Annotated in this window: 26 protein-coding genes; 16 read left to right on the top strand and 10 right to left on the bottom strand. The window is 65.2% G+C overall.

The genetic code is table 11. The annotated features are described in order from the left end of the window. Positions 1 to 30: 30 nt before the first annotated feature. From BMX99_RS16735 to BMX99_RS16720, 4 genes are all read right to left on the bottom strand, one after another. A complete protein-coding gene (locus tag BMX99_RS16735; protein WP_093454588.1) occupies positions 31 to 1,341 on the bottom strand; it encodes a TRAP transporter large permease in 1,311 nt (436 codons plus the stop codon). Further along, on the bottom strand, positions 1,338 to 1,832 hold the full coding sequence (locus BMX99_RS16730) for a TRAP transporter small permease (RefSeq protein ID WP_093454585.1): 495 nt from the start codon (positions 1,830 to 1,832) through the stop codon (positions 1,338 to 1,340). Before BMX99_RS16730 ends, BMX99_RS16735 begins: the two co-directional genes overlap by 4 nt. 430 nt (positions 1,833 to 2,262) lie before the next feature. Next, a complete protein-coding gene (locus tag BMX99_RS16725) occupies positions 2,263 to 3,855 on the bottom strand; it encodes an AMP-binding protein (RefSeq protein ID WP_093454582.1) in 1,593 nt (530 codons plus the stop codon). A gap of 1 nt (position 3,856) precedes the next feature. Continuing rightward, the gene (locus BMX99_RS16720) at positions 3,857 to 4,798 is read right to left on the bottom strand and encodes an NAD(P)H-dependent flavin oxidoreductase (RefSeq protein ID WP_212632899.1); all 942 of its coding nucleotides are present in this window, start codon (positions 4,796 to 4,798) and stop codon (positions 3,857 to 3,859) included. Between the two features lie 241 nt (positions 4,799 to 5,039). On the opposite strand from BMX99_RS16720, the gene BMX99_RS16715 reads away from it, so the two are divergent. Together BMX99_RS16715 and acuR are read left to right on the top strand one after the other, a co-directional pair. Continuing rightward, entirely contained in the window at positions 5,040 to 5,621 is a 582-nt protein-coding gene (locus BMX99_RS16715) for a peroxidase-related enzyme (RefSeq protein WP_093454580.1), read from the top strand. Continuing rightward, positions 5,621 to 6,262: an acrylate utilization transcriptional regulator AcuR gene (gene acuR / locus BMX99_RS16710; protein WP_093454578.1), complete on the top strand. Its 642-nt coding sequence runs from the start codon at positions 5,621 to 5,623 to the stop codon at positions 6,260 to 6,262. Before BMX99_RS16715 ends, acuR begins: the two co-directional genes overlap by 1 nt. 36 nt (positions 6,263 to 6,298) lie before the next feature. On the opposite strand, the gene BMX99_RS16705 is transcribed toward acuR, so the two are convergent. Further along, positions 6,299 to 7,621, bottom strand: a complete 1,323-nt coding sequence (locus BMX99_RS16705; RefSeq protein WP_093454575.1) for an omega-aminotransferase AptA — start codon at positions 7,619 to 7,621, stop codon at positions 6,299 to 6,301. 142 nt (positions 7,622 to 7,763) lie between these two features. Here BMX99_RS16705 and BMX99_RS16700 point away from each other — a divergent pair, with 142 nt between their 5' ends. Continuing rightward, positions 7,764 to 8,330 (top strand): cupin domain-containing protein, encoded by a 567-nt coding sequence (locus tag BMX99_RS16700; RefSeq protein ID WP_212632900.1) that lies wholly within the window; start codon positions 7,764 to 7,766, stop codon positions 8,328 to 8,330. A 20-nt stretch (positions 8,331 to 8,350) separates the two neighbouring features. On the opposite strand, the gene BMX99_RS16695 is transcribed toward BMX99_RS16700, so the two are convergent. Genes BMX99_RS16695 through BMX99_RS16685 form a run of 3 tightly spaced genes read right to left on the bottom strand, consistent with a single transcriptional unit; the run spans position 8,351 to position 11,062 of the window. Beyond that, positions 8,351 to 8,824: a hypothetical protein gene (locus tag BMX99_RS16695; protein ID WP_093454569.1), complete on the bottom strand. Its 474-nt coding sequence runs from the start codon at positions 8,822 to 8,824 to the stop codon at positions 8,351 to 8,353. Then, positions 8,811 to 10,133, bottom strand: a complete 1,323-nt coding sequence (locus BMX99_RS16690; RefSeq protein WP_093454566.1) for a glycosyltransferase — start codon at positions 10,131 to 10,133, stop codon at positions 8,811 to 8,813. Before BMX99_RS16690 ends, BMX99_RS16695 begins: the two co-directional genes overlap by 14 nt. 5 nt (positions 10,134 to 10,138) lie before the next feature. After that, positions 10,139 to 11,062, bottom strand: a complete 924-nt coding sequence (locus tag BMX99_RS16685; RefSeq protein ID WP_093454826.1) for a GntR family transcriptional regulator — start codon at positions 11,060 to 11,062, stop codon at positions 10,139 to 10,141. Between the two features lie 179 nt (positions 11,063 to 11,241). Here BMX99_RS16685 and BMX99_RS16680 point away from each other — a divergent pair, with 179 nt between their 5' ends. The 13 genes from BMX99_RS16680 (at position 11,242) to BMX99_RS16620 (ending at position 23,869) form a co-directional block, all read left to right on the top strand. Continuing rightward, positions 11,242 to 12,291: a polyamine ABC transporter substrate-binding protein gene (locus BMX99_RS16680; RefSeq protein ID WP_093454563.1), complete on the top strand. Its 1,050-nt coding sequence runs from the start codon at positions 11,242 to 11,244 to the stop codon at positions 12,289 to 12,291. Between the two features lie 190 nt (positions 12,292 to 12,481). Further along, complete coding sequence (locus BMX99_RS16675; RefSeq protein ID WP_212632901.1) at positions 12,482 to 13,336, top strand: ABC transporter permease; 855 nt, start codon at positions 12,482 to 12,484, stop codon at positions 13,334 to 13,336. A gap of 1 nt (position 13,337) precedes the next feature. Continuing rightward, a complete protein-coding gene (locus tag BMX99_RS16670; protein WP_093454558.1) occupies positions 13,338 to 14,129 on the top strand; it encodes an ABC transporter permease in 792 nt (263 codons plus the stop codon). Then, positions 14,126 to 15,190, top strand: coding sequence for an ABC transporter ATP-binding protein (locus BMX99_RS16665; protein WP_093454555.1), 1,065 nt, complete (start codon positions 14,126 to 14,128; stop codon positions 15,188 to 15,190). The genes BMX99_RS16670 and BMX99_RS16665 overlap by 4 nt, the downstream gene beginning before the upstream one ends. A 64-nt stretch (positions 15,191 to 15,254) precedes the next feature. Further along, positions 15,255 to 16,538: a glycosyltransferase gene (locus BMX99_RS16660; protein WP_093454552.1), complete on the top strand. Its 1,284-nt coding sequence runs from the start codon at positions 15,255 to 15,257 to the stop codon at positions 16,536 to 16,538. Then, complete coding sequence (locus tag BMX99_RS16655; RefSeq protein WP_093454549.1) at positions 16,535 to 16,897, top strand: cupin domain-containing protein; 363 nt, start codon at positions 16,535 to 16,537, stop codon at positions 16,895 to 16,897. Before BMX99_RS16660 ends, BMX99_RS16655 begins: the two co-directional genes overlap by 4 nt. A 15-nt stretch (positions 16,898 to 16,912) precedes the next feature. Further along, positions 16,913 to 17,257, top strand: a complete 345-nt coding sequence (locus BMX99_RS16650; RefSeq protein ID WP_093454546.1) for a cupin domain-containing protein — start codon at positions 16,913 to 16,915, stop codon at positions 17,255 to 17,257. After that, positions 17,254 to 18,333 carry an aminoglycoside phosphotransferase family protein gene (locus tag BMX99_RS16645; RefSeq protein ID WP_093454543.1) on the top strand — a complete coding sequence of 360 codons (1,080 nt, stop codon included), beginning with the start codon at positions 17,254 to 17,256 and terminating at the stop codon, positions 18,331 to 18,333. The genes BMX99_RS16650 and BMX99_RS16645 overlap by 4 nt, the downstream gene beginning before the upstream one ends. Then, the gene (locus BMX99_RS16640) at positions 18,326 to 19,831 is read left to right on the top strand and encodes an aldehyde dehydrogenase family protein (protein WP_093454540.1); all 1,506 of its coding nucleotides are present in this window, start codon (positions 18,326 to 18,328) and stop codon (positions 19,829 to 19,831) included. The genes BMX99_RS16645 and BMX99_RS16640 overlap by 8 nt, the downstream gene beginning before the upstream one ends. 45 nt (positions 19,832 to 19,876) lie before the next feature. After that, the gene (locus BMX99_RS16635; protein WP_093454537.1) at positions 19,877 to 21,367 is read left to right on the top strand and encodes an aldehyde dehydrogenase family protein; all 1,491 of its coding nucleotides are present in this window, start codon (positions 19,877 to 19,879) and stop codon (positions 21,365 to 21,367) included. Beyond that, entirely contained in the window at positions 21,364 to 22,101 is a 738-nt protein-coding gene (locus BMX99_RS16630; RefSeq protein WP_093454534.1) for a sugar phosphate nucleotidyltransferase, read from the top strand. The genes BMX99_RS16635 and BMX99_RS16630 overlap by 4 nt, the downstream gene beginning before the upstream one ends. Next, positions 22,094 to 23,494 carry an NAD(P)/FAD-dependent oxidoreductase gene (locus tag BMX99_RS16625; protein WP_093454531.1) on the top strand — a complete coding sequence of 467 codons (1,401 nt, stop codon included), beginning with the start codon at positions 22,094 to 22,096 and terminating at the stop codon, positions 23,492 to 23,494. Before BMX99_RS16630 ends, BMX99_RS16625 begins: the two co-directional genes overlap by 8 nt. Before the next feature lie 15 nt (positions 23,495 to 23,509). Then, positions 23,510 to 23,869, top strand: a complete 360-nt coding sequence (locus BMX99_RS16620; protein WP_212632902.1) for a cupin domain-containing protein — start codon at positions 23,510 to 23,512, stop codon at positions 23,867 to 23,869. Between the two features lie 70 nt (positions 23,870 to 23,939). On the opposite strand, the gene BMX99_RS16615 is transcribed toward BMX99_RS16620, so the two are convergent. Continuing rightward, the gene (locus tag BMX99_RS16615; RefSeq protein ID WP_093454525.1) at positions 23,940 to 25,073 is read right to left on the bottom strand and encodes an acyl-CoA dehydrogenase family protein; all 1,134 of its coding nucleotides are present in this window, start codon (positions 25,071 to 25,073) and stop codon (positions 23,940 to 23,942) included. An 11-nt stretch (positions 25,074 to 25,084) separates the two neighbouring features. Next, positions 25,085 to 26,239, bottom strand: coding sequence for an acetyl-CoA C-acyltransferase (locus BMX99_RS16610; protein WP_093454522.1), 1,155 nt, complete (start codon positions 26,237 to 26,239; stop codon positions 25,085 to 25,087). Position 26,240: the final 1 nt, after the last annotated feature.

Here is a 26,240-nt window from a genome sequence, read left to right as displayed (position 1 = left end):
TCTCCGCTCTCCTCTGCGGGGATGGCAAAATCAGTTCTGCATGGACATCGGGATCGCCAGGCTGATTTCGGGGAAGGCGACCAGAAGGCCGACGATCAGCACCTCTGCGCCCAGAAACCAGATCAGCCCTTTGAAGATCTGCCCCAGGGGCACTGCATCGCCGATCACGCCGCGCACGACAAAGGCGTTCAGGCCGACGGGCGGGGTGATCAGGCTGATCTCGATGAACTTCACCACCAGTACGCCGATCCAGATCAGGTTCATCTCGGCCGCCTCAAAGAAGGGCAGGAAGATCGGAATCGTCAGCAAGAGCAGCCCCATGGGGTCCAGGAACATACCCAGCACCAGGTAGATGCCACCAATCACTGCCAGCAGAAGCAGCGGGTTGTAGGCGAATTGGTCTGCCATTTCGCTCATGAATTGGGGTACGCCAGCAAAGGTCAGGAAGCGGGAAAACAGGATCGCACCAATCGCGATGTAAAAGATCGTGCCGGTCGACCGCAGGGTGTCCAGGATGCTGTCGAACAGCACCGACCGGGACATCGAACCGCGCACCGTGGCGATGATGATCGCGGCGAAGGCGCCAAAGCCCGCGGCCTCGGTCGCGGTGGCCCAGCCCGAATACATCGACCCGATGACCGCCAGGATCAGGATCGGCAGCGGCGCGATGTCCCGCAGGGCATGAAACCGGTCGGACCAGGTGACCTCTTCCGCGATCGGCGGGGCCAGGTCGGGGTTCATCTTGCAGCGGATGATGATCATCACGCCGTAGATCACCGCGGTCAGAAGGCCGGGCAGGACGCCCGCCAGCAGAAGCATACCGATCGACTGACCGGTGAACATGCCATAGAGCACGAACAGGATGCTGGGCGGGATCATCGTGCCGATGGTCCCCGAGGCCGCCACCACCGCCGTCGCCAGCGAGGGCGCGTAGTTGTAGCGCAGCATCTCGGGCACGGCGAGCCGCGCCATGGCCGCCGCCGTCGCCAGGCTGGAGCCCGAGGCCGCCGCGAACCCCGCAGAGGCATAGTTCGTCGCCACGGCCAGCCCGCCGGGAAGCCGCGACAGCCACAGGCGGGCGCAATCGAACAGCCCCCGCGTCAGCCCGCTGTGAAAGGCCACCGCCCCCATCAGCAGGAACATCGGGATCGCCGAGAGTTCCCATTTGGCGACGAATTCGAAGACCATCGACCGGGTGACCCCGATCGTCGCCCGTTCGCCCATGATGGCGTAGATCCCGCCCAGGGACACCAGGCCCAGCACCACGCCGATTGGCACGCGCAGCGCCAGAAGCACCAGCAGCACACCCATGGCGGCAAAACCGATTTCAAGACTGCTCATGTCCGGGGGCCTTTCGTGCCGCGCAGAAGCGCGATCGCATGGGCGACAGAGGCCAGCGCGATCAGCCCAAGGCCGATGACCGCCACCCATCTGCTGGGCCAGATCGGCACGTCGAACCCGCGCACGGCCACCATTTCGTTGAATTTCATCGCCGACTTCGCTTCGAGCCAGCCGCCGTAGACCAGAAGCCCGGCGTAGCCTGCGCCCAGAAGCGCCGCCAGCCCGTCGATCACCAGCAGGGTCCGGCGGGACATCCAGCCGGTGAAGATCTCGACGATGACCTGTTCGTTCAACAGCGCCACAAGGGCGAGCCCCGCAAAGACCGCAAAGGTCATGTAGTAGAAGGTCACAAGTTCCAGCGTGCCGGGGATGGTGACGTTGAAGGCGGACCGCAGGATCACCTCGGCGGTGATGTGCAGCATCATGACCAGCAGCGCCGACCCGCCAAGCGCCACGAGGAATTTCTCGGCAAGCGATTTCACGGCATTCATGCCGCGCTCCGGTGCCGCTGGTGCGTCATGGCTGGCATATTGTCCCCTCCTGCGATGACGGCTGCCGGGCCGTATTCGCCCCCCGTCAATCAGCCGTCGATCTGCGGTCCCGCGTCGCCCGATTGCAGGTGCAATCCTGGCCGGACGGGTCCGGTCTTCTCCCTTTTCCGGCGCTGCCCCTGTGGGGGATGGCACCGGCCTCCTTCAAATTCGTAGCAAAAAGGTTCCACCGTTTCAACATTTCTAGTGCGTTGTACTAAAAATATTCAGGCACTATTTTTCTTTTTCAATCATATAGTTGCCTACTCATTTGGAATTTTAGGTCAATTCTTGAAAATTTTTGCCCGCCGCTGCGCTGCGGCACTAACGCGGCAGGCGCTGCCCCGCTCGGTCCGGGCGACTCGCCCTAGGTACCGATGGATCCCGCCCCTCATACCTGCCGCGTCTGCCCTTCCCAATGCGGGGCCCGAAGGGCGACTTTGTCGACCTTGCCCAGACCCGTCAGCGGCAGCGCATCCACGACATAGAATGCCTTGGGGACATGCACGGCCCCCTTGGCTTCCCGGACGCGGGCGCGCAGCGCCTCGGTGTCTGGGGTCTTGTCAGGGATCTTGTCGGGGGTCTGCCCGGTGCCGGCCACGATATAGGCCACGACCGCCTCGCCCCATTTGTCGTCGGGCACGCCGATAACGGCGGCCATGGCGACGGCGGGATCTTCGGTCAGCACGTCCTCGATCTCTTTCGGGTAGACGTTGAAGCCCCCGGTCACGATCATGTCCTTGATGCGGTCGACGATGGTCAGCCGCCCGGTTTCATCCGCCACCGCGATATCGCCGGTATGTAGCCATCCGCCGTCCAGCGCCTTGGCGGTTTCCTCGGGCCGGTCCCGATAGCCGGACATGACCATGGGCGCACGAACGCAGATTTCACCCAGGGTCCCGGTCGGCGCATCGGTTCCGTCCGAGGCGATCAGACGCACGCTGGCCGTGGACACCGGATGCCCACAGGCCGCCAGGATGTCAGGCCGCGCCGGGTCATGATCGCCGCGCGACAGAACCGCGATTGGATAGCATTCGGTCTGACCATAAAGCTGGGCAAAGACCGGGCCGATCCGTTCGATCCCCTGAGCCAGCCGGGCCGGGGCCATGGGGGCCGCGCCATAAAGAAGAAGTTCAAGCGAGGACAGATCCGCCGCCTCGATATCCGGATGATCCAGCAGCGCGTAGATCATCGTCGGCACCATCAGTGTCATGTTGATGCCGTCGCGCGCGATCACCTGCAGAACCTTCACCGGATCGAAGCCCCGCATCAGATGCACGGTCCCGCCGCGCATCAGGACCGGCACGATCTTGGTGCCGCCCACATGGCTGATCGGAGCCACCGCCAGATACCGGGGACAGGCGGGCAGACCGAAATCGGCCAGGATGGTCAGGCTGATCTGCGCCAGCGCCCCGGCACTGCGCAGTACCGACTTGGGCCGCCCCGTGGTGCCGCCGGTGAAATTCGCCGTCGCGGCAAGCTCGGGCCGGGACCGGTCCTGTGGCGGGCAGTCGGAAGTTCGGGCCAGAACGCGGGCCTGCGCCACCAGATCCAGCGGCCCGCCACCCCCCAGGGTCATGTGCTGCGGTGCCGGACAATCCCCGGCCAGGTCCGCCGCACGCACGGCATGATCCTGACCATCCACGATCACCACGGCAGGCACCAGTTCGTCGATCTGCGCCGCGTGATCGCCGCGCGGCCCCATGGGGTGCAGGTTGCTGACCGCGCAGCCCAGGGCCTGAACCGCGATCGTCGCGCACCAGCATTCGGCCCGGTTCGCCGACAGCAGCGCCACGCAGTCCCCCGAAACCAGGCCCGCCCGCAAAAGCACCGCCTGCATGCCGCCGATCAGCTGCGCAGCTTCGTCATAGCTCATCTCTCCGTCGTCCCAGGCAAAGGCAGTGCGGTCGGGAAAACGAGCCAGCGCCCGCAGGGCCAGCGTGGCATCCGTGGGTCCGCCGTGCAGACTATCCGGCTGGGTCATGTCAGTTTCCTCCCTCATAGGCGCGGATCAGGTCCGCCACGATCTGGACAACCGGTTGTTCTTTGGTGATCGCGCCGACACCGTGGCCCGCGCTCCAGACGTTCTTCCACGACACCAGCGTGTCGCCGCGCAGGTCCCGGACGGTGCCGTCGGGAGCGATCACCCCGGCCTCGATCAGACGCGGACGCAGCAGGTTGGCGTTCATCCCCGAAATCCGGTCGCTGAGGACGATGTCATCGATGGTGCCCTGCACAACAGCCTGCTTGTGCGCCTCGGGGGCAAGGCTTTCGCGCGCAGCCAGGAAGGGCGTGCCCATATAGGCAAAATCCACATCCAGCGCCTGGATCGCCCGCAGCTCATGCCCGCCGGTCAGCCCCCCGGCCAGGGCCAGCGGCCCGTCCCAGAACTGTCGCACGGCGGCGACGAAGGCAAAGGGGTTCAGGGCGCCGGTATTGCCCCCTGCCCCGGCGGTCAGCAGGACCAGCCCGTCCACCCCGGCCTCTGCCGCCTTGCGCGCGTGGCGCAGGGTGGCGACATCGGAAAACACCAGCCCGCCATAGGCGTGAATCGGCGCGATGACCGGATCCGGTGCCCCGACGGACGCGATCACCATCGGCGGCTGGTGACGCAGGATCGCCGCCAGATCGCTATCACGTCGGGGGTTGCGCCGATCAAGAATCAGGTTCGCCGCATAGGGGGCCGCACCTTCGGTGTCGCGGTTCAACTGCGCCAGCCAAAGGTCCAGTTCATCGGGGGTGCGGGCATTCAGCGTCGGGAAGGCCCCGACAATCCCCGCCCGGCAGGCCGCCGTGACCAAGGCAGGTCCCGTGACCAGGAACATGGGCGCGGCAAATACCGGCACCCGCATCCGGATGCGCAGGCGTTCCCGCAGGGCTGCATCCCCGAAACGCGCGCCACGGGTGGCGGTCGTCTGCTCCGTCATCTCGATCCTCCCCCGACCCTCCCCGGCCGAGTCTAATTAGTGCAATGACTTATTTCAGGGGGCTCGAGAAGTCCAACATATTCGCCAATGACCGTGCCCAGGATCGCCCAGGACCGCCCGGGACCGGCGATTGACAAGCACCGCCGCGCCTTGCATGAATTTTACAGACAATCGGTCTATTAATTATTCGCCGGAGATATCCTCCGGCCATTTCCACTGGCAACAGGCAAAGGACATCATCATGAGCACCCAGGATCACCCTATCAGCCGTTTCCCCGTGCCAGAGCTGTCCGAGATGCCCGAAGACATTCGCACCCGTATCGAAGCGGTGCAGGAAAAGTCCGGCTTCATCCCCAATGTCTTTCTTGTGCTGGCGCACCGTCCCGAGGAATTCCGCGCCTTCTTTGCCTATCATGACGCGCTGATGGACAAGCCCGGCAACCTGACAAAGGCCGAACGTGAGATGATCGTCGTGGCGACCTCAAACGTGAACCAGTGCCAGTATTGCGTCGTGGCCCATGGGGCGATCCTGCGGATCCGGGCCAAGGATGCGTTGATCGCAGACCAGGTGGCGATCAACTATCGCAAGGCCGACATCACCCCGCGCCAGAAGGCCATGCTGGATTTCGCGATGAAGGTGTCGCAATCCGCGCAAGAGGTCGGGGATGCGGATTTCGCGCTGCTGGCCGAGCATGGGTTCGACCTGGAGGACGCCTGGGACATCGCCGGGATCGCCGCCTTCTTCGGCCTGTCGAACCGCATGGCCAATGTCACCTCGATGCGGCCGAACGCGGAGTTCTTCAACATGGCGCGCGACATCTGATGCAGGCACCCGCCCCGCAACCGCGCCGGCGGGGCCGTCCGCCCCGCGATGCCGCCCGGCTGGACCAGGCGCGGCAGGCGCTGTTGCGGGCCGGGGTCGCCATGCTGACCGAACGCGGCTTTACCCCCGTCGGGATCGAGGAAATCCTGACCCGCGTCGGCGTGCCCAAGGGCTCCTTCTATCACTATTTCGGGTCCAAGGCCGAGTTCGGGCTGGCGCTGATCGACAGCTATGCCGCCTATTTCGCCGCCAAGCTGGACCGCTGGTTCCTGGACGACGCTCTGCCGCCGCTGGACCGGCTGCGCGGGTTCATCGGTGACGCCCGCGCGGGGATGGAGAAATACGATTTCGCCCGCGGCTGCCTTGTCGGGAACCTCGGGCAAGAGGTCGCGGCCCTGCCCGCCCCCTTCCGCGCCCGCCTGATCGATGCCCTGCGGGATTGGGAAACCCGCACCGCCGCCTGTTTCCGGGCCGCCGTCGACAGCGGGGATCTGCCGTCCGACACCGATTGCGATCAGCTGGCCCGCGCCTTCTGGATCGGTTGGGAAGGCGCGGTGCTGCGGGCCAAGCTGGATCGCAACGGCAGCGCGCTGGACATCTACGCGCAGCATTTCCTGCGGTCTGCCGGCGGTTCGGCCTGACGGCGGCGGGCCCACAGGGCCCCGCCCGCCTGGCAATCAGTCGATCCGGCGCAGGATCCCGGCCAGCTTTTCGAACAGCATCTGGATCTCGTCCTCGGTGATGATGAAAGGCGGGGACAGGGCGATGATGTCGCCGGTCACCCGGATCATCAGCCCTTCGGCCCAGGCCATCTTCATCACCTCTGCCCCACGGGCCCCGGGCGCGCCGGGACGCGGCGACAGCTCGATCCCCGCGACCAGACCCATGTTGCGCAGGTCCACAACGTTCGGCACGTCGCGCAGGTTGTGCACCGCGTCCTCCCACAGGGGGGCCAGCGCCTCGACCCGGGCGAACATGTCGTTCCGGCGGTAGGTTTCCAGCGTCGCCTTGGCGGCGGCAACGGCCATGGGATGCGCCGAATAGGTATAGCCGTGGAACAGCTCGATCGGGGTTTCGCTGTGCTCCATGGCCGAGGCATAGATCTTTTCGTCCACGATCACCGCCCCCATGGGGATCACGCCGTTGGTCAGCCCCTTTGCGGTGGTGATGATGTCGGGCGTCACGCCAAAGACCTCGGCGGCGCTGGCCTTGCCCAGACGACCATAGGCGGTGATGACCTCATCAAAGATCAGCAGGATGCCGTTCCGGTCGCAGATCTCGCGCAGGCGCTGCAGGTAGCCCTTGGGGGGCAGAAGAACGCCGGTCGATCCCGCCATCGGCTCGACGATAACCGCGGCAATGGTCGAGGGATCGTGCAGTTCCGCGATCCGGATCAGGTCGTCGGCCAGCTCGGCCCCATGGTCGGGGCAGCCGCGTGAAAAGGCGTTGCGCGCAGGATCATGGGTGTGGCGCATGTGGTCGGTGCCGGTCAGCAGCGTGCCAAAATGCTTGCGGTTGTTGACGATCCCCCCGACCGAAATGCCGCCGAAGCCGACCCCATGATAGCCGCGCTCCCGCCCGATCAGCCGGGTCCGCGCGCCATCGCCCCGCGCCCGGTGGTAGTGCAGCGCGATCTTCAGCGCGGTATCCACGGATTCCGACCCCGAGCCGGTGAAGAACACATGCTCCAACCCCGCGGGGAAAAGCGCGGCGACCTGGCCGGCCAGCTCGAACGCGGCGGGGGTGCCAAAGTTGAAATGCGGCGCATAGTCGAGCGTGTCGATCTGCCGTTTCAGCGCCTCTTTGATGATCGGATCGCCGTGGCCTGCGTTCACGCACCACAGGCCCGCCGTTGCATCCAGGATTTGCCGGCCGTCGCTGCTGGTGTAATACATGCCGTCCGCCGCCGTGATCAGGCGGGGGTCGCGGGCGAAATCCCGGTTGGCCGAAAAGGGCATCCAGAAACGCGAGAAATCGTTCGGGCTGGGCGAATGGGTCATGGCGGGATCCTGTCCGATAGGGTTTGGACGACACTGCCGCTTGCTTCCCCTTCCGATCAATCCTGATTTTCAGGCCCGCACCACTGCATTGAAAACAGGTGAAAAATGGATAAGGTGCTTCGCATCGGAAGCGGGAAAGCAGATGGCAGAGACCCAACCACATGACGCGATGGTGGCCCGGCGGCTGCGGGTCGTGCGCCAATCCAAGGGGTTGTCGCAGCGCGAACTGGCCCGTCGCACCGGCGTTGGCAGCGGCACCATCAGCCAGATCGAATCCATGGCGACCCAGCCCTCGGTCTCGGTGTTGAAGAAGATCCTGGACGGCATCCCCATGGACCTGGCGACCTTCTTCAGTTTTGAACTGGCATCCGTCGACACGCCGGTGATCCGCAGCGGCGACCTGGTGGACATCGGCGCGCCGGGGCTGAAATACCTGCTGGTTGCCGCCGCGCGCCCCGATCGCAAGCTGCAGATGCTGCACGAATTTTACCAGCCCGGACGGGATTCCGGCCGCCGCGCCCTAAGCCATGAGGGCGAGGAATGCGGGATCGTGGTGGCGGGCGTGCTGGAACTGACCGTGGGCGACGAAACCCATGTGCTGACCAAGGGCGATGCCTATTACTTCAGCAGCGCCACGCCGCACCGGTTCCGCAACCCCGGCCCCGCCATATGCGAGGTCGTCAGCGCCTGTACGCCGCCGACCTTCTGACCCTGCCCTTAGCCGCGAACCTATGCCATGTAGCCGACGAAGGACGTGATCTTCCACGCGCCCTCGCGCAGCCGCAGGGTGAAGACGGATTGCCAGGCATAGGGGTCTTCCTGCCCGTCCTTCAGGGGCGTCACCCCGTCAAAGACCTTGTGCAGGATGGCCATGTCGCCGTCGTAGACGTCGATCCGGGCAAGCCGCACCCCGGCGAACATCGCATCGCGCAGACGGTCGGGATCGGCGGTGGCGCGGGTTTGGGCCGACATCTCCAGCCAGCGGTCGCGATAGGCGGCAAGGGTCGGAAAACCGATGGTCCAATCGGCGGGATCCGGGGAAAACGCCGCGTCGATCGCCTGAAATGCCGCTTCGTCGAAATCATCCGCGACCTCATCCCAGTCCCCCGCGATGAAGGCGTCGATGTCGGCGCGGATGTGACGCTCCCACAGGTGGTGGCGCAGGGGATCGGCGGGATCGAAAGGGTTCTCAGTGGGGGTCATTCAGCGCTCCTGCCGGTTGGGCGACACGGGACCGGTGCAGCATCGCCATGACGGCGTCAGCGGCGACCTCGTTGCCTGGGTGTTTCTTCATCTCGGTGGAAATACCCGAAAGCCGGTCCTTCAGCGCAGCATCCCCCAACAGTTGGTCCAGCGCGCGGTGCAGTTCCTCGGGTGTCCAGTCGCTGCGATCCATCCAAAGGCCAAGGCCCGCGTGATCGGTGCGCTGCGCGTTGTCGTGGCCGTCCCAGCAATAGGGCATCACCAGCGAAGGCACGCCATGAAACAGCGCCTCGCAGAAACTGTTGTTGCCGCCGTGATGGATAAACAGATCGCTTTGCGCCACGACCGAGGGCTGCGGGAACCAGTCGCCCAGATGCACATTGTCCGGCACCTGGTCATAGGTTTCCAGGAAGCCGCCTACGTTGACCAGGAAGCGGGCGGGATAGGTGGCGAAGGCGTCCAGCAGCCGCTGGATCAGGGCCGTGTCCAGCGCGCCAAGCGATCCGAAACTGGTATAGACCAGCGGCCCAGCACCATCGGGGAAATAGGGCAGCTCATAGGGGCTTTCGCTGCGCACACAGCCCTCGAGATAGGTGAACCGATCCTCGGACAGGGGGGTTTCCCGGTCATAACGCACCACCGAAGGGGCCAGCAGCAGGTTCAGATCCTCCGAGTTCTCAAGAAAGATCGCCTCGGGCAGGGGGCCCAGGCCGCATTTCCGGCGGAAGTCGTTATAGCGTTTGTGCGCCGCCGCCGTCGCCCTGGCATAGCCTGCGCGGAAGGCATCGCAGGCCGCATCGTCCTGCGGATCTAACCCGGACAGATAGGGCGGCACCGCGGGATCGGGGATCTCGGTTTCGGCGCAGGACACGACACGCACCCAGGGGCAGCCGGCTTCGGCCACGGCGGGAAACATGATGACGTTGTCCAGCAGGATCGCATCGGGCCGAATCTGGGCCAGAACCGCGCGCAGACTGTCCTCGACCTCGATCGCGGTGTCGACGATGGCATCCCAGGTCGGCCCCACGTAGGTGGTCAGCTGGTCAGCGGCGGAAAGGTTGAAATGCGGCAGATGGGTGTTCACGAAATCCGTCCAGCGGGCTTCGTTGGTCTGGCCGCCGGGCACGGGCTTCGGGGTCAGATGGTATTCCATGAACCCGTATTCCGCGAAGACCCCGACAAAGCCCGGGTGACAGATGAACACGGGCCGCGCGCCACGCTTGCGCAATTCCTGCGCGATGCCCACACAGTTCAGGGCCGCGCCAAAGCTGGCCTCGGGGAACAGGGCGATGGTCGGTGTTGCGTTCACGGGGGCTAACCTCTCAGAAGCGGGGAAATGCCGCGATTGGCCGCTTCCGGGCGGCGGATATTGGACCTGCGCAGATGGACAATCATCTGATCCGCGGCAAGGTCATTCTGCTTTCGATCCAGGCTGTCGAGGATCTCAAGGTGTTCTTCCATCGCCTTGCGCATGCGGAAGGCGGGGATGGAGCCGCCGGTCTTCGACGCCATGCGCAGCCGGTGATGCGCCATCAGGGTCGCGCGCAGGAACCGGTTGGCCGAGCTTTCGGCCAGCAACATGTGAAAGTCGTTGTCCGCCCGCCGGAACCGGGCCGAGGTCGCCGCTGCCTCATCAAGCAGCAGAAAGTCCTCCATCTGGGCGCGCAGGATGCCTGCTTTCTTCCCGTCGAGGGCAAAACCGGGCGATGTAAGGGCCAGAGGCTCCATCGAAAGGCGCATCTCGAAGCTCTCGCTGAGGGCGCGGGGCGAGTCGATCATGGGCTGAAACGCCCAGGCGCGTCCCGGCAATTGGGTGACGATCCCCTCGCGAGCCAGTACTTTTAGCGCAAATAGTACAGCACTTCGAGAAGCGCTGTATCTGCGGGCAAGCGCGCTGACCGACTGGATTTCCGACAGGCGGCGGTTGGCGCGGTCAGCCAGGATGCGGTCTGCCAGCGATGCCTCCTCTCCTTCCAGGTCGGACAGGGCGGCGGTGATGGCGTCGGGCGCGTCCAGCGCCAGGAAATACCCCCTCTCCTGCTTCCATTCCAGAATTTGACTTGATTCCAGCAGCTTGAAAGCGGATCGAATGGGCGTTCGCGACACGGCGCAGGCGTCGGAAAAGACCTGTTCAGGCAAATGATCGCCCGCCCGCAGCCCCTTTTCAAAGGCGACGCCGATGATCTGCTTGGCCAGCTCCAGGTGGCTTTGATGAGAGGCGCGCCGGGTTCCCGCCAATTTTTTCTCCAATCAATGCATTTCCCCACGGATGCCGCGGGCAATTTGAAAAGAACAGCAAATACAAATTGACGTTCTTTTGATCACAAAAATACAGTTTAGGCAGGCGGCAAGCAATAGCCGCCACGACAATTTCTCGGCCACGAAGCCGGGGTGACAACCAAACAGGGAGTACTTTGATGGGTACGAAACCTTTCACGACCGCCGGCCTGTCCGCGCTTGCCTTGATGGCCACGCTCGGCGCTGTTCAGGCCGAGGGCCTCGTCGTTTCGAACTGGGACGGCTACATGGCCGCAGATGCGATCGACAGCTATACCGCCGCCACCGGCAACGCGGCTGAACTGGTGCTGCACGGCACCAACGAAGAAATCATGGGCAAGCTGATCGCCTCCAAGGGCAAGGGGTATGACGTGGTCTTCGTCTCTTCGCCCTTCGCCGAGGTGCTGCACAACCTGGGCCTGGCCGAGACGCTGGATCATTCCAAGCTGTCCAACATCGCGAACCTCTACCCCGAGGCGATGGAACTGGCGCATGATCCGGGCAACACCTTCTCGATCCCCTATGCCTGGGGCACGACCGGCCTGTGCTATCGCTCGGACCTGCTGGCCGAAGCACCGGACAGCTGGAATGACCTGCTGGTGCCCGCCGCCGATGTGTCGGGCAAGACCACCATGCTGGCAACCGACCGCTGGCTTCTGGGCGCGGGCTTCCTGGCCAAGGGCTATTCGGTCAACGAAACCGACCCCGAGAAAGTCGGCGAAGTGCGCGATCTGCTGATCGACGCCAAGAAGACCCTGCTGGCCTATGACGACACCACCTTCTACGCCAAATTGGTGTCCGGCGAGGCCGAGCTGGTGCACGCCTGGGACGGCTGGTGCAACTACGGCATCGCCGAGAACACCGACATCAAATATGTCATCCCCGAAGAGGGCTCGGACCTTTGGGTGGACACGATGGTGATCCTGAAGAATTCCGAAAACAAAGACGCGGCCTATGCCTTCGTGGACTTCATCCTTGATGCGAAGAACCACGGCTGGGCGGCCGAGAACATCCTTTACAAGGTGCCGAACAAGCCCGCGATGGAAAGCCTTTCGGCCGAATTCCTGGAAAGCTTCCCCAACATGGCCATCGGGGCCGAGCAACTGCTGAGCTATGAGCAGCTGCGCGACGTGGGCGAGGGCCAGCGCCTTTACGCCCGCACCGTGTCCGAAATCAAGGCGGCCCAGTAAGGGCCGGCCCGGGCGGGGTCACGATCGCCTCCTCCCTGCACGGGCGCTGTCGCCTCGGCGTGGATCGTGACCCCGGACCCGGACGGACAATCGAGCAGAGAACCGGGGATCCGGCCAGGGCGACGCCCGCCGCCGGACCCCACCACCGCACCGCAGGTCGCGCCTGGCCTGTGCATGGAACGCTATACCCATGAAAGACCGCAGACCGCTTTACCTGATGGCCCCGGCCCTGGCATGGCTGACCGCCTTCATGGTCATCCCCTGCCTGCTGATCCTTGCGCTCGCCTTCTTCCGGCGCGGGCTGTACGGCGGCATCGAATATACCTTCACGCTGGAAAACCTGGCGCTGGTCTTCGACCCGCTTTACGCCGGGATCTTCCTGAAATCCGCCGCCATCGCGGGGCTGTCGGCGCTGATCGCCGTGATCGTCGGCTATGCCGCGGCCTTTGCCATCGCGGCCGCCCCGGCGCGCCGCCAGCCGATCCTGCTGTTCTTCGCCGTCCTGCCCTTCTGGTCGAACTACCTGGTGCGGACCTATGCCTGGATCGTGTTGCTGAACCGCGAAGGGCTGATCACGGGCCTAGCCCAGTGGCTGGGGTTCGACGGCGAATTGCCGAAGTTGCTTTATACCGAAAGCGCCGTGGTCGTGGGCCTGGTCTACAACTACCTGCCCTTCGTCATCCTGGCCTGCTACGCCCCCCTGTCGCGGCTGAACCCCGAGATCGCCGAGGCGTCTCAGGACCTGGGGGCCTCGGCCTGGACGACCTTCCGGCGGGTGACCGTGCCGCTGACCTTCCCCGGCATCGCCACCGGTTTCGTCTTTGTCTTCGTGCTGTCCATCGGCAACTTCGTGACCCCCGCGCTTCTGGGCGGCGGCCAGTTCCAGATGATCGGCAACCTTGTCTACGCGCAGTTCCTGACCGCCAACGACTGGCCCTTCGGTGCCGCGCTGTCGATGATCCTGATCGCCATCATGATGGGGCTTCTGACCCTGCAGACCTTTGCCAGCGAACGCGCCTCGGGCGCGAAAAGAGAGGACAGCTGAGATGGCCCGCACCGCCAATTCCCGCCTGATGCTTGTGATCCTCGCCGCGGTCTTCGCCTTTCTTTACGTGCCGATCTCGGTCCTTGTGGCGCTGTCGTTCAATGACGGCGGGCTACCGACCGCCTGGACCGGATTTTCCGTCAAATGGTACGGAGAGCTGTTCCGCAATGCCGACGTCATGTCAGCCGCCTTCAACACGCTGGTGGTCGCCGTCGTCTCGACGATCTTCGCCACGCTGTTCGGCACGCTGCTGGCCATCGGGGTCGAAATCCGCCGCCGCAAGGGCCGGTTCCTGGAAACCATCATCTTTGCCCCGATGATCATCCCCGACATCGTGCTGGCCATCGCCCTGCTGTCGTTCTTCTCGATGCTGAACGTGACCATGGGGCTGCACACCGTGATCCTCAGCCACGTGGTCTTCAACCTGGCCTTCGTCTGTTCGGTGGTGCGTGCCCGGCTCAAGACTTTCGACTGGTCCATCGTCGAGGCCTCGGCCGACCTCGGGGCCTCGACCCCGATCACGATGATCCGCATCGTCATCCCGGTGATGATGCCGGCGATCATCGCCGGGGCGCTGCTGGCCTTCACCCTGTCGGTCGATGAATTCATCATCGCCTTCTTCACCGCAGGTGCCGGTCGCGCCTCGATCACCCTGCCGATGCAGATCTTCGCCATGATCCGTTTCGGCGTCACCCCTGAAATCAATGCGCTGGCAACCATCGTCATGGCCGTCTCGGTCATCGCCCTTGCCCTGTCGCAACGCCTGAACCGCGGAGGTCTGCCCGGCCAATGACCCAAGCCCTGTTGTCTCTCAAGGATATCCAGAAATACTACGGATCCGCACGGGCCGTGGCGCATCTGGACCTCGATATCCAGGAAAACGAATTCTTCGCCCTGCTCGGTGCATCGGGCAGCGGCAAGACCACCCTGCTGCGCATGCTGGCCGGGTTCGAGACCCCCAGCTCGGGGCAGATCCTGCTGGGCGGCGAAGACATTTCCCGCCTGCCGCCGAACCGACGCCCGATCAACCTGATGTTCCAGTCCTATGCGCTGTTCCCGCATATGACGATCGCCCAGAACATCGCCTACGGGCTGGAAATGGACCGCCTTCCCAAGGCCGAGATCAAGACCCGCGTGGACGAGATGCTGGAGATCATCCAGATGTCGCACCTGGCCCGCCGCAAGCCCGACCAGCTGTCGGGCGGCCAGCGCCAGAGGGTCGCCCTGGGCCGCGCGCTGGTGAAACGCCCGCGCCTTCTGTTGCTGGACGAACCGCTTGGCGCGCTGGACAAGAAGCTGCGCGGCGAAATGCAGCTTGAGCTGAAGCGCATCCAGTCGGAATTCGGTATCACCTTCATCGTCGTGACCCACGACCAGGAAGAGGCGCTGGTGATGGCCGACCGCGTCGCGATCCTCAAGGACGGGACGCTGCTGCAATGCGGCACCCCGCACGAGATCTATGAACACCCCCAAAGCCGCTATGCCGCGGATTTCATCGGCACGATGAACTTCATCGACGGTGTGGCCGAGGCCGACGGGCTGCGCGCCGCCAGTGGCCAGCCGATCCACGCCCCGCGCCCGCAGGGCATCGCCGCCGGCGATCCCGTGTCCATCGCGATCCGGCCCGAACGGCTGAAGATCGGGGCGGAAGGCTTTGACAACACCGTCACCGGCACCGTCGTCGCCACCGCCTACCAGGGGCTGGACCTGCAATTGCACCTGAAGACCGACCTGGCTGCCCAGCCCATCCTGGTGCGCCTGACCGCGCAGGATGTCGACGACACACCCCTGTCCGAGGGCAGCACGCTCAGCATCGGCTGGGCCGCCAAGGACACCCGCGTCTTCAAGGCGTGACCCCGCATCAACCGCCAAAAAACAGCCGCCCGCCCGAGGGCGGCGACCAACAGGAGAGAGATCAATGACGCAAAAGACCTTTGCCTTCTTCCCCGAGGCCGCCTTTGGCCCCGCGCTGAATTCCGTCGGCATCGCGCAGGCCGTGGAACGCATGGGCCACAAGGCCGTGTTCCTGTCCGATCCGGGCTTTGTCGATGTCTACAAGGGCTACGGGTTCGAGGCGCACCCGGTGAACCTGTCCGAACCCATGCCCGCCGAACAGATGGCCAAGTTCTGGGAAGACTTCATCAACGGCCACATCCCCAACTTCCGCAAGGCGCCGATCGACCAGATCGACAACTACGTCAAGGAATGCTGGGAAGCGATCGTGGACAGCGCGAAATGGGCCCAGAAGGACCTGCCCGGCATCCTGGCCGAAGTGAAACCCGACGTGATTTCCGTCGACAACGTGATCCTGTTCCCGGCGATCAAGCAGCACGGCGTGCCCTGGGTGCGGATCATTTCCTGTTCGGAAAACGAGATCGAGGATGACGCCATCCCGCCTCATCTGTCGGGCATGTCGGAAAACGACACCGAGGGGCACAAGGCCTTCCGCGCCAAATTCAACGAGGTGGTGAAGCCGCTGCACGACGACTTCAACGCCTTCCTGGCCGAGAACGGTGAAGACCCCTATCCCCTTGGCCAGTTCTTCGAGGCCTCGCCCTACATGAACCTGCTGCTGTACCCCGAGCAGGCGAAATACAAACGCTCTGAACCGCTGGATCCGGCCAAGTTCCAGTATCTCGAAGGCTGTGTCCGCCAGGACGAACCCTACGAGGTGCCGACCTTCAAGGCGAACAACGACGGGCCGCTGCTTTACGTGTCCTTCGGGTCACTTGGCGCGGGCGACACGGATCTGCTGAAACGGCTGATCACCCTGATCGGCAAGTCGCGTTACCGGGCGCTGGTCAACGTCGGCGATTACGAGGCGGAATATTCCGACCTGCCCGACAACGTGATCATCGGCAGCTGGTTCCCGCAGCCCTCGGTCATTCCGCAGGTCGATGCGGTGATCCACCACGGCGGCAACAACTCGTTCACGGAATGCCTGTATTTCGGCAAGCCCGCGATCATCATGTCCTATGTCTGGGACGGCCACGACAATGCGATGCGGGTGCAGGAAACCGGCCATGGCTTCCGCTCGGAACGCTACGACTGGACCGACGAAGAGATGATCGCGAAGATCGAGGCCTGCCTGACAGACCCCGAGATCGCCGCCCGTCTGAAGACCACGTCCGAACACATGCAATCCCAGAACGGCCAGGAAAAGGCAGCCCGCCTGCTGGTCGAGCTTGCGGGGGACGCATGACCGATCTCACCTCTTCGGCCCCGCATATCCACGGGGCCACCACCTATGACGACCTGGTCGACTGGGGTCCGCAACCCGACATGATCGAAGGTCAGTCCCATTCCACCGGCCGGCTTCTGCACAAGGGGCCGGGCAATTCGCCGGAAACCGGTGTCTGGGTCTGCACCCCCGGCACCTGGCGGATTTCCGTGCCCCGGGACGAATTCTGCCATTTCGTTGCGGGCCACGTGATCTATCGCCGCGACGACAGCGACGAGGTCATCGAAGCCAGCGCCGGCACCTGTGTTCTGTTTCCCGCCGGCTGGACCGGCACGGCCGAGATCACGGACACCCTGCGCAATATCTACATGCTTGTCTGACATAGGAAAAAAGACATGAAAGCACCTGTGATGCACAAACCCCTTTCGGTGACCGACACGGTCGACTGGGGCGTCATTCCGACCATGATCGAGGGCGAAAGCCGCACCTCGGGAAAGGTCCTGCACAAGGGTCCCGACGGCCAAAGCGAATGCGGGCTGTGGATCTGCACCCCCGGCAAATGGGAGTGCCACGTCACCAAGGACGAATTCTGCCACTTCCTCGAAGGCCGCTGCACCTACGTGCATGAAAGCGGCGAGGTGATCGAGATCACCCCCGATACCGCCGCCTTCTTTCCCCAGGACTGGAAGGGCACCTGCACTGTCCATGAGACGGTCAAGAAGGTCTACATGATCCGATGACCCTAGCGTCGCCGCCCCTTCTGTCCGACAGCCTGCCCGCCCCCGCGCCCGCCTTTCTGGCGCGGCAGGGGATGGCCGGGGTCCCCGTTCAGGGGTTTGTCGCCGATGCCTCCACCCGGTCCTACGCCCGGCTGGTCGGCAAGGACGCGCTGCTGATGGACGATCGCCACGATCCAGCGGGCTTTGCCGCCTATCTCGCGATTTCGGACCACCTGAACGGGCTGGGGCTTTCGGCGCCGCGCGTTCTGGCGGCGGACCGCGACAGCTGCCTGGCGCTGGTCGAGGATTTCGGCGACGCAACCTATGCCCGATGCCTTGCGGAAGGCGAGGACGAGGCCAGGCTGTACCAGCTGGCGGTCGATGCGCTTCTTCACCTGCACCACGCGCCCAAAGGGGCCGCGCTGGACCGGCCGGTCTATGACCGCGCCGTGCACCTGGACGAGCTGTCGGTCTTTTCCCAGTGGTTCGCCCCGGCCCTGCGCCCCGAGATCGACGTCGCCTTCTTCGACACCGAATTCCGTCGCCTCTGGAGCGAGGCGCTGGCCCCGGTCGACACCCGCCACGACACGCTGGTGCTGCGCGACTTCCACGTCGACAACCTGATGCTGCTGTCGGATCGCCACGGCGTTGCGCGCTGCGGGCTGCTGGATTTCCAGGACGCGATCCTGGGCCCCTGCGAATACGACCTGGTGTCGCTGTTGCAGGACGCCCGGCGCGATCTGGCCCCGGGGCTCGAGACACAGCTGCTGGCCCGCTATTGCGCCCAGGCCCCCGCCCATCTGGGCGGAGAGGCCGCCATACGCCACCGCTATGCGCTTCTGGGCGCGCAGCGCCACGCGCGGATCCTCGGCGTCTTCCTGCGGCTCGACCGGCGGGACGGCAAGCCGCGCTACATGACCTTCCTGCCCCGCGTCCTGGCACAGTTCCAAAAGGCGCTGGACGATGCCGCGCTGACCGACATCCGCGATTTCCTGAACACCGCCCTGCCGGGCTGGACCGAGGCCGCCACCCGGCTGGCCCCTTGCTCCGCCCCCACAGAAAAGACCCTCCAAATGAACGGATCTTCCGATGACTGACCTGCTTGCCCCGTCCTATTACCTCGCGCCCGAATACGTCGCGACCCAAGGGCCCCTGCACGACGTGGAGGACCCCGCCACGCTGGAGCACGTCGGCCAATACGGCGAACCCTCGTCCGCGCAGCTGGATACGATCCTTGACCGTGTGAACGCGGCGCAAAAGCTTTGGGCGGCGATGGATTGCAAGACCCGCGCGGGCATCCTGCACCGCGTGGCCGATGCGATGGAACAGGCCGACATGACCGAAATCGCCGTCATGATGACCCGCGAAATCGGCAAGCCCTATCCCGAAGCCATTGGCGAGATCGCAAATATTCCCCCCGTCTTCCGTTATTTCGCGGAAATGGCCCGCGATGACGCCGGGCGGATTGCCGGATCGATGCAGCCCGGGTCCTTCCAGTTCCAGACCTATGCGCCCTACGGTGTCTCGGTTCATATCGTGCCCTACAACTTCCCGCTGATCCTGGGCTGCTGGACCATGGCGGCCTCGCTTGCGGCGGGGAACGGCGTGGTGCTGAAGGCCTCGCCCGCGGGGACGATCTGCACGCTGATGTTCATGAAATTCTTCGACGCCCTGCCGCGTGACCTGATCGCCTGTGTCGGGGGCGGTGCCGAGGTCGGCAAAGCGCTGATTTCCTCGCCCAAGACCCATGCCATCGCCTTTACCGGATCGGCCGAAGTGGGCCGCCAGATCGCGATCGAGGCCGCGTCGCAGATGAAGCCCTGCGTGATCGAAGGCGGCGGCAGCGATCCGATGGTGATCTCGCGCCACGCGGATATCCAGGTGGCCGCGGCGGGGGCCGTCACCACCGCCTACCTGCAATCGGGGCAGGTCTGCACCTCGGCCGAACGGATCTATGTCGAGGACGCGGTACATGACGAATTCGTCGCCGCCATGGTCGAGAAGACCCGCCAGCTGCGCGTCGGCAACGGGCTGGGCGTGGCCGAGATCGGGCCACTGGTGTCCAGGGCCGCGCGCGACCGCGTGCTGGCCTGGATCGACACGGCCCGCGACAAGGGCGCAACCATCGCCATCGGCGGCGGTGTGCCTGCCGATCAGCCCAAGGGCTGGTACGTTGAGCCCACGATCGTCACCGGCGTCACCGCCGAGATGGACCTGCACGAGACCGAGATCTTCGGCCCCGTCGTGTCGATCATCCGCACCGCGTCTTTCGAGGATGCGCTGACCCAGGCCAATGCCAGCCGCTTCGGGCTGGGTGCCTCGGTCTTCACCTCGGACCTGGCCGAAGCGCATCGCGCGATCGAGGCCTTCGAGGCCGGCATGGTCTGGGTCAACAACCCGCTGGTCGACAACGATGCCCTGCCCTTCGGCGGCATCAAAAGCTCGGGCCTGGGGCGGGCGCTTGGCAAGGCGGGGCTGGATGCCTTCCGCCAGCCCAAGATGGTGATCCTGGATCCCGTCGCGAAGATGGCGGACTGGTGGTATCCCTATCCGGACGATTGGTTCCTGGATGCCGGCGGACGGAAACACGTGTGACCCCATAGGGTTACACCCACACCCCTGGCAGGAAAGGACAGCACCATGACCACCCGGCTTTTTATCGACGGCGCCTTCTGCGCCCCCGTGAAGGGCGGCAGCTTTGCCGCCATCGACCCCGCCACCGAACAGGAATTTGCCCAGGTCGCCGCCGCGACCGGCGAAGACGTGCACCTGGCCGTGCGCGCCGCACGCCGGTCCTTCGACGCCGGGGTCTGGGCCGATCTGCCCGCCAGCGACCGCGCCGCCACCCTGCGCCGCATCGCCGAAGGCATCCGGGCCGAGACCCCCGCCCTGGCCGCGATCGAAACGCGCGACAACGGCAAACCCCTGCCCGAAGCAATCTGGGACATCGAAGACGCCGCTTTTGTCTTCGACTATTACGCCGACCTGGCCGAGGCCGACGCCAAGGCCCCCCTGCGCACCATCGACCTGGGCGACGACCGTTTTGACGGGCGGGTCTGGCGCGAACCCGTCGGGGTCGTCGCCGCGATCACGCCCTGGAACTTCCCCATGCTGATGGCCGTCTGGAAGGTCGCGCCGGCGCTGGCGGCGGGCTGTTCCGTGGTCCTCAAACCTTCAGAACTCTGCGCGCTGTCCTGTCACGAACTGGCCCGGATCATCGACGCCGCCGGGGTGCCTGCCGGGGTCTTCAACCTGCTGACGGGTGACGGCCCCTCGGCCGGGGCACCGTTGTCGGAACACCCCCTGGTCGACAAGGTCGCCTTTACCGGGTCGGTCGCAACGGGGCGGCGGGTGATGCAGGCGGCCTCGGCCGGGATCCGCACCGTGTCGCTGGAACTGGGGGGCAAGTCGCCCTTCGTGATCTTCGACGACGCCGATATCGACCGGGCCGTGGAATGGATCCTGTTCGGGATCTTCTGGAACAAGGGCGAGGTCTGTTCGGCCACATCCCGCGTGCTGGTGCAGAAGGCGCTGTACCAGCCGCTGCTGGCCCGGCTGAAAGAGGCGACCGAGGCGATCACCATCGGACCCGGCGATCAGGACGGCATCAAGCTGGGGCCGATCGTGTCGAAATCGCAATACGACAAGATCATGGGCTTCCTTGCTCGCGCGCAGGGCAATGGCGCAAGGCTGATCACCGGCGGTGGCCGTCCGCATGGGATGGACACGGGCTATTTCATCGCCCCGACGATCTATGCCGACGTCCCCCCCGAGGCCGAGATCTGGCGCGAGGAGATCTTTGGCCCCGTCGTCTGCCTGGCCCCCTTCGAGACCGAGGAAGAGGCGATCCACCTGGCCAACGACAGCCCCTTCGGCCTGGCCGCCGCGGTGATGAGCCACGATCTGGACCGCTGCGACCGGGTGGCGGCCAAGCTGCGCGCCGGGATCATCTGGATCAACTGTTCCCAGCCGACCTTCACCCAGGCCCCCTGGGGCGGCTACAAGACCTCCGGCATCGGGCGGGAACTGGGGCGCGAAGGCTTCGACGCCTATTTCGAGACCAAGCAGGTCACCCGTTTTGCCCGCGACGCGGACTGGGGCTGGTATCTGGGCGGCGGGGACGCGCAATGACCCGGCCCGACATCGCCGCCATTATCCTGGCCGCCGGGAAAGGCAGCCGCATGGGATCGGACCTGCACAAGGTGCTGCATGTGCTGGGCGGCCAGACGATGCTGGGCCGCGTGCTGTCGACGCTGGATCAGCTGAAGGCCACACGCTGCATCACGGTGGTCGGTGCCGGGCGCGACCAGATCCATGCCGCCTATCCCGCGCTGGATACGATGGTGCAGGACAGCCAGCTGGGCACCGGCCATGCGGTGCGCTGCGCCCTGCCCGGGCTCGGCGGTTTCGACGGCACGATCCTGGTGCTGTATGGCGACGTGCCGCTGATCCGGGCCGGGACGCTGCAAGCGCTGGCCGATCTGGTGCAGGGCGACACGGCCCTGGCCGTGCTGGGGTTCCGGCCGCAGGACCCGCGGGCCTATGGCCGTCTGGTCACCGATGACCAGGGCGCGCTGGAACGGATCGTCGAATTCTCGGACGCGACGGATGCGGAACGGGCGATTGATTTCTGCAACTCCGGCATCCTGGCGGGTCGGGCGGATGTCCTGCGCCGCCTGCTGCCGCAGATCCGCAACGACAATGCCAAGGGTGAATATTACCTGACCGACGTGGTCGCCCTGGCCCGCGCCGAAGGGCACCGGATCGCCACCGCCCAGGCCGAACCGCTGGAAGTCACCGGCGTCAATTCCCAGGCGGAGCTGGCGGCGCTGGAACAGCAGCTGACAGAGCATGCGGATGGCTGATCTGTCTTCCCTGTCGCATCGCTTTGCCCAGACCGTCTTTGAACCGTATTGGAGCGAGACGGTCCGCGATCCCCTGTCCCTGCCCGCGCTTTCCAGCACGCAGAACTGCGATCTGGCCATCGTCGGCGCGGGCTTCACCGGCCTGTGGTCGGCGCTGAAGGCCCGCGAACGTCACCCCGACGCGCGGATCATCCTGCTAGAGGGGCGTCGCCTGGCCCAGGCGGCCAGCGGACGAAACGGCGGCTTCTGCGCGCCCAGCATCTCGCACGGGGTCGGCAACGCGCTGGAACGGTGGCCGGAAGAGGCCGAAACGCTGGTCAGGCTGGGTCTGTCGAACCTCGACGCGCTCGAGTCCGATCTGACCCGTTATGGCATCGAGGCCGAGTTCGAACGCACCGGCAAGGTCAACCTGGCCGCCACCGACTGGCAGGCTAAGGGCCTGGCCTCCATGCGCGCCGCTCATGCGCGGTTCGGCATGGACAGCCGCCTGATCGACGGGCCGGACCTGGCCGCCAAGCTGGACAGCCCCGCCTATCCCAAGGGCCTGTTCGAAGAGAACTATGCCTATGTGAACCCCGCCCGGCTGGTGCACGGGCTGGCCCGCGCCTGCCTGGATGCCGGGGTCGAGATATTTGAAACCTCCCAGGTCACCGGTCTGGCGGAAACCCCCGACGCCCTGCGCCTGACCACCAAGGACGGAGAGGTCAGCGCCAGGAAGGTCATCCTGGCCACCAATGCCGATGTGCCCCTGTTGCGGCGCCTGCGCCCGACGATCATCCCGATCTACGACTACACGATCATGACCGAACCGCTAAGCGATGCGCAGCTGGCCTCGATCGGATGGACCGGCCGCCACGGCGTGGCCGACAGCGGCAACCAGTTCCACTACTCGCGCAAGACCGCCGACAACCGGATCCTCTGGGGCGGCTATGACGCGGTGCATCACTATGGCTCGAAACGTGACGCGGGGCTGCTGAACCGGGCCGACAGCTACGCCCGGCTTGAGTCGAATTTCCTGGCCACCTTCCCCGCGCTTGCGGATGTGCGGTTCAGCCACGCCTGGGGCGGGATCATCGACACCTCGGCCCGGCTGACCTTCTTTGCGGGCACTGCCTGCGGCGGGCGGCTGGCCTATGCGCTTGGCTTCACCGGGCAGGGCGTGTCCGCCACGCGCTTTGCCGCGCTGACCCTGCTGGACCACCTGGACGGGCTGAAGACCGAACGCACCGCCCTGCGCATGACCAGCAAGACGCCCGTGCCCTTCCCGCCCGAACCTTTGCGCAGCCTGGCGATCCACTGGGCGCAATCCGACCTCGCCCGCGAGGACCGGACCGGTCGACGGTCGGCCCTGCTGCGGCTGATGGACCGGTTCGGCATCGGCTTCGGCTCCTGATTGATTGGAAAGATGATGACCCAGACCCCGGCGCATGTGATCGCCTTCGACGACCCCGAAACGCCCTGCACCACCAGCGTGATCGACGATCCCGCCCTGGTGAGGGAACCCTATACCAGCCACGCCTGGAGGCACTTCTCCAACCCCGGGAAATCCGCCACCGCCGGCATCTGGGAGGCCGGGCCGCATTGTCAGCGCGAGAGCGCCGACTATGACGAGATGTGCCATATCCTGGAAGGCCAGGTGCGCCTGACGGACGAGGACGGCACCGCGCGGGTCTTTGGCCCCGGCGACAGTTTCACCATCACGCGCGGGTTTCGCGGCACCTGGGAAAACCTGACCCATGTGCGTAAGGTCTATTTCATCCTGGGCTAGGGTCCGGCGGTGCTAACGCTCAGGGGCGGGGCCACGGGGACCCCGCCCCTGTGCCTGCGGTCCGCGCGGATCAGACGGCCAGGCCGCGCGCGATCACCAGACGCTGCACGTCGCTGGTGCCTTCGTAGATCTGGCAGACCCTGACATCGCGATAGATGCGTTCGACAGGGAAATCACGGGTATAGCCATAGCCGCCGAAGGTCTGGATCGCATCGGAACAAACCCGTTCCGCCATCTCGGACGCAAAGAGTTTCGCCATAGACGCCGCCTGCAGCGCGGGCTGCCCCGCATCGCGCAGGGACGCGGCGTGCAGCACCAGCTGGCGCGCGGCCTCGATCCGGGTTGCCATGTCGGCCAGCCGGAAGGCCACCGCCTGATGGTCGATGATCTTGCGGCCCATGCTTTCGCGGTCCTTGGCATAGTCGATCGCCGCCTCCATCGCCGCGCGGGCCATCCCCACGGATTGCGAGGCAATGCCGATCCGTCCGCCTTCCAGGTTGGCCAGCGCGATGCGATAGCCCTGCCCCTCTTCGCCCAGCAGGTTCTCGGCCGGGATCTCGCAACCCTCGAATGCAATCTGCGCGGTGTCCGACAGGGTCTGGCCCAGCTTGTCCTCGATCGATGCGACGCGATAGCCCGGCGTCTTGGTCGGCACGATGAAGGCGGAAATGCCTTTCTTGCCCGCGTCGGGATCGGTGACCGCAAAGACAATCGCCGTGTCACCGTTCTGGCCATTGGTGATGAACTGCTTCACCCCGTCCAGCACCCAGCCCGAATTGGTCCGCCGCGCCCGCGTCTTCAGCGCCGAGGCATCGGACCCGGCCTGCGGTTCGGTCAGGCAGAAAGCCCCCAGCTGTTCGCCCCGCGCCATGGGGCGCAGGAATTCCTGCTTCTGATCCTCGTTGCCGAACTTCAGGATCGGCGCGCAGCCGACCGAATTGTGCACCGACATGATGGTCGAGACCGCGCCATTGCCGACCGCGATTTCCTCAAGCGCGAGGGCATAGGAAATATGGTCGACCTCAGCCCCGTCATAGGCTTCGGGCACCAGCATCCCCAGCATTCCAAGCGCGCCCAGCTCGGTGATCTCGCCCTTGGGGAAATGCTTGGTCTTGTCCCATTCGGCCGATTTCGGGGCCAGCTTCTCGGCCGCGAAACGGCGCGCCATCTCCTGGATCATGGCCTGGTCTTCGGTCAGGATCATGTTGTCTCTCCTTACAGCAATTCCACGGCCAGCGCCGTCGCCTCTCCTCCGCCGATGCACAGGGATGCCACACCCTTCTTGGCACCGCGTGCCTGCATCGCCGCCACCAAGGTCACCACGATCCGCGCGCCAGAGCAACCAATCGGATGACCAAGTGCACAGGCCCCGCCGTTCACGTTGACCTTTTCGGGGTCAAGACCCAGATCCCGGATCGCCGCCATTGCCACCACGGCAAAGGCCTCGTTTATCTCGAACAAGTCCACCTCTTCGACGGTCCAGCCAACCTGATCCAGCAGCTTGCGGATCGCGGGGATCGGCGCGGTGGTGAAAAGCCCCGGTGCCTGGGCATGGCCCGCATGGCCGCGGATCACAGCGAGGGGCTTCATACCCTGCGCCTCTGCCACCGAGGCGCGAGTCAACACCAGCGCCGCTGCCCCGTCAGAAATGGACGAGGAATTCGCCGCCGTCACGGTGCCGCCCTCGCGGAAGGCGGGTTTCAGGGTCGGGATCTTCTCGGGCCGCGCCCGAGAGGGCTGTTCGTCGGTGGTGACATCGCCCACGGGCGTGACCTCGGCCCCGAAGGCCCCCGAGGCGATGGCCCTGGTCGCGCGGTCCAGCGATTGCAGGGCATAGGCGTCCTGTTCTTCGCGGGTGAACTGGTAGGTCGTGGCGCAATCCTCGGCAAAGGTGCCCATGGCGCGGCCCTTGTCATAGGCGTCTTCCAGCCCATCAAGGAACATGTGATCGACGACCCGGCCATGACCGGCGCGATAGCCCGCGCGCGCCTTTTCCAGCAGGTAGGGGGCATTCGACATGCTCTCCATCCCGCCGGCAACCATGATATCGGCCTGGCCAAGCGCCAGCGTATCATGGGCGTTCATGATCGCCTGCATGCCCGATCCGCAGACCTTGCCCACGGTCTGGCACCGTACCGACAGCGGAAGATCCGCGCCAAGCGCCGCCTGCCGCGCCGGGGCCTGGCCCAGACCGGCGGGCAGCACATTGCCCATCACCACCTGATCCACCTGATCGCCGGACAGACCGGCACGGGTCAGGGCGGCGGCGATGGCCGCCGACCCCAGCTGCGGTGCCGAGACGCGCGAAAACGCCCCCATGAAGCCCCCCATGGGGGTGCGGGCCATGCCCGCGATCACGATCGGTTCCATG

It is taken from the genome of Pseudooceanicola nitratireducens (assembly GCF_900109195.1).
Classification (GTDB): domain Bacteria; phylum Pseudomonadota; class Alphaproteobacteria; order Rhodobacterales; family Rhodobacteraceae; genus Pseudooceanicola; species Pseudooceanicola nitratireducens.
Note: the sequence above shows the minus strand (reverse complement) of the source record. Positions and strands in the feature narration are given on the sequence as shown.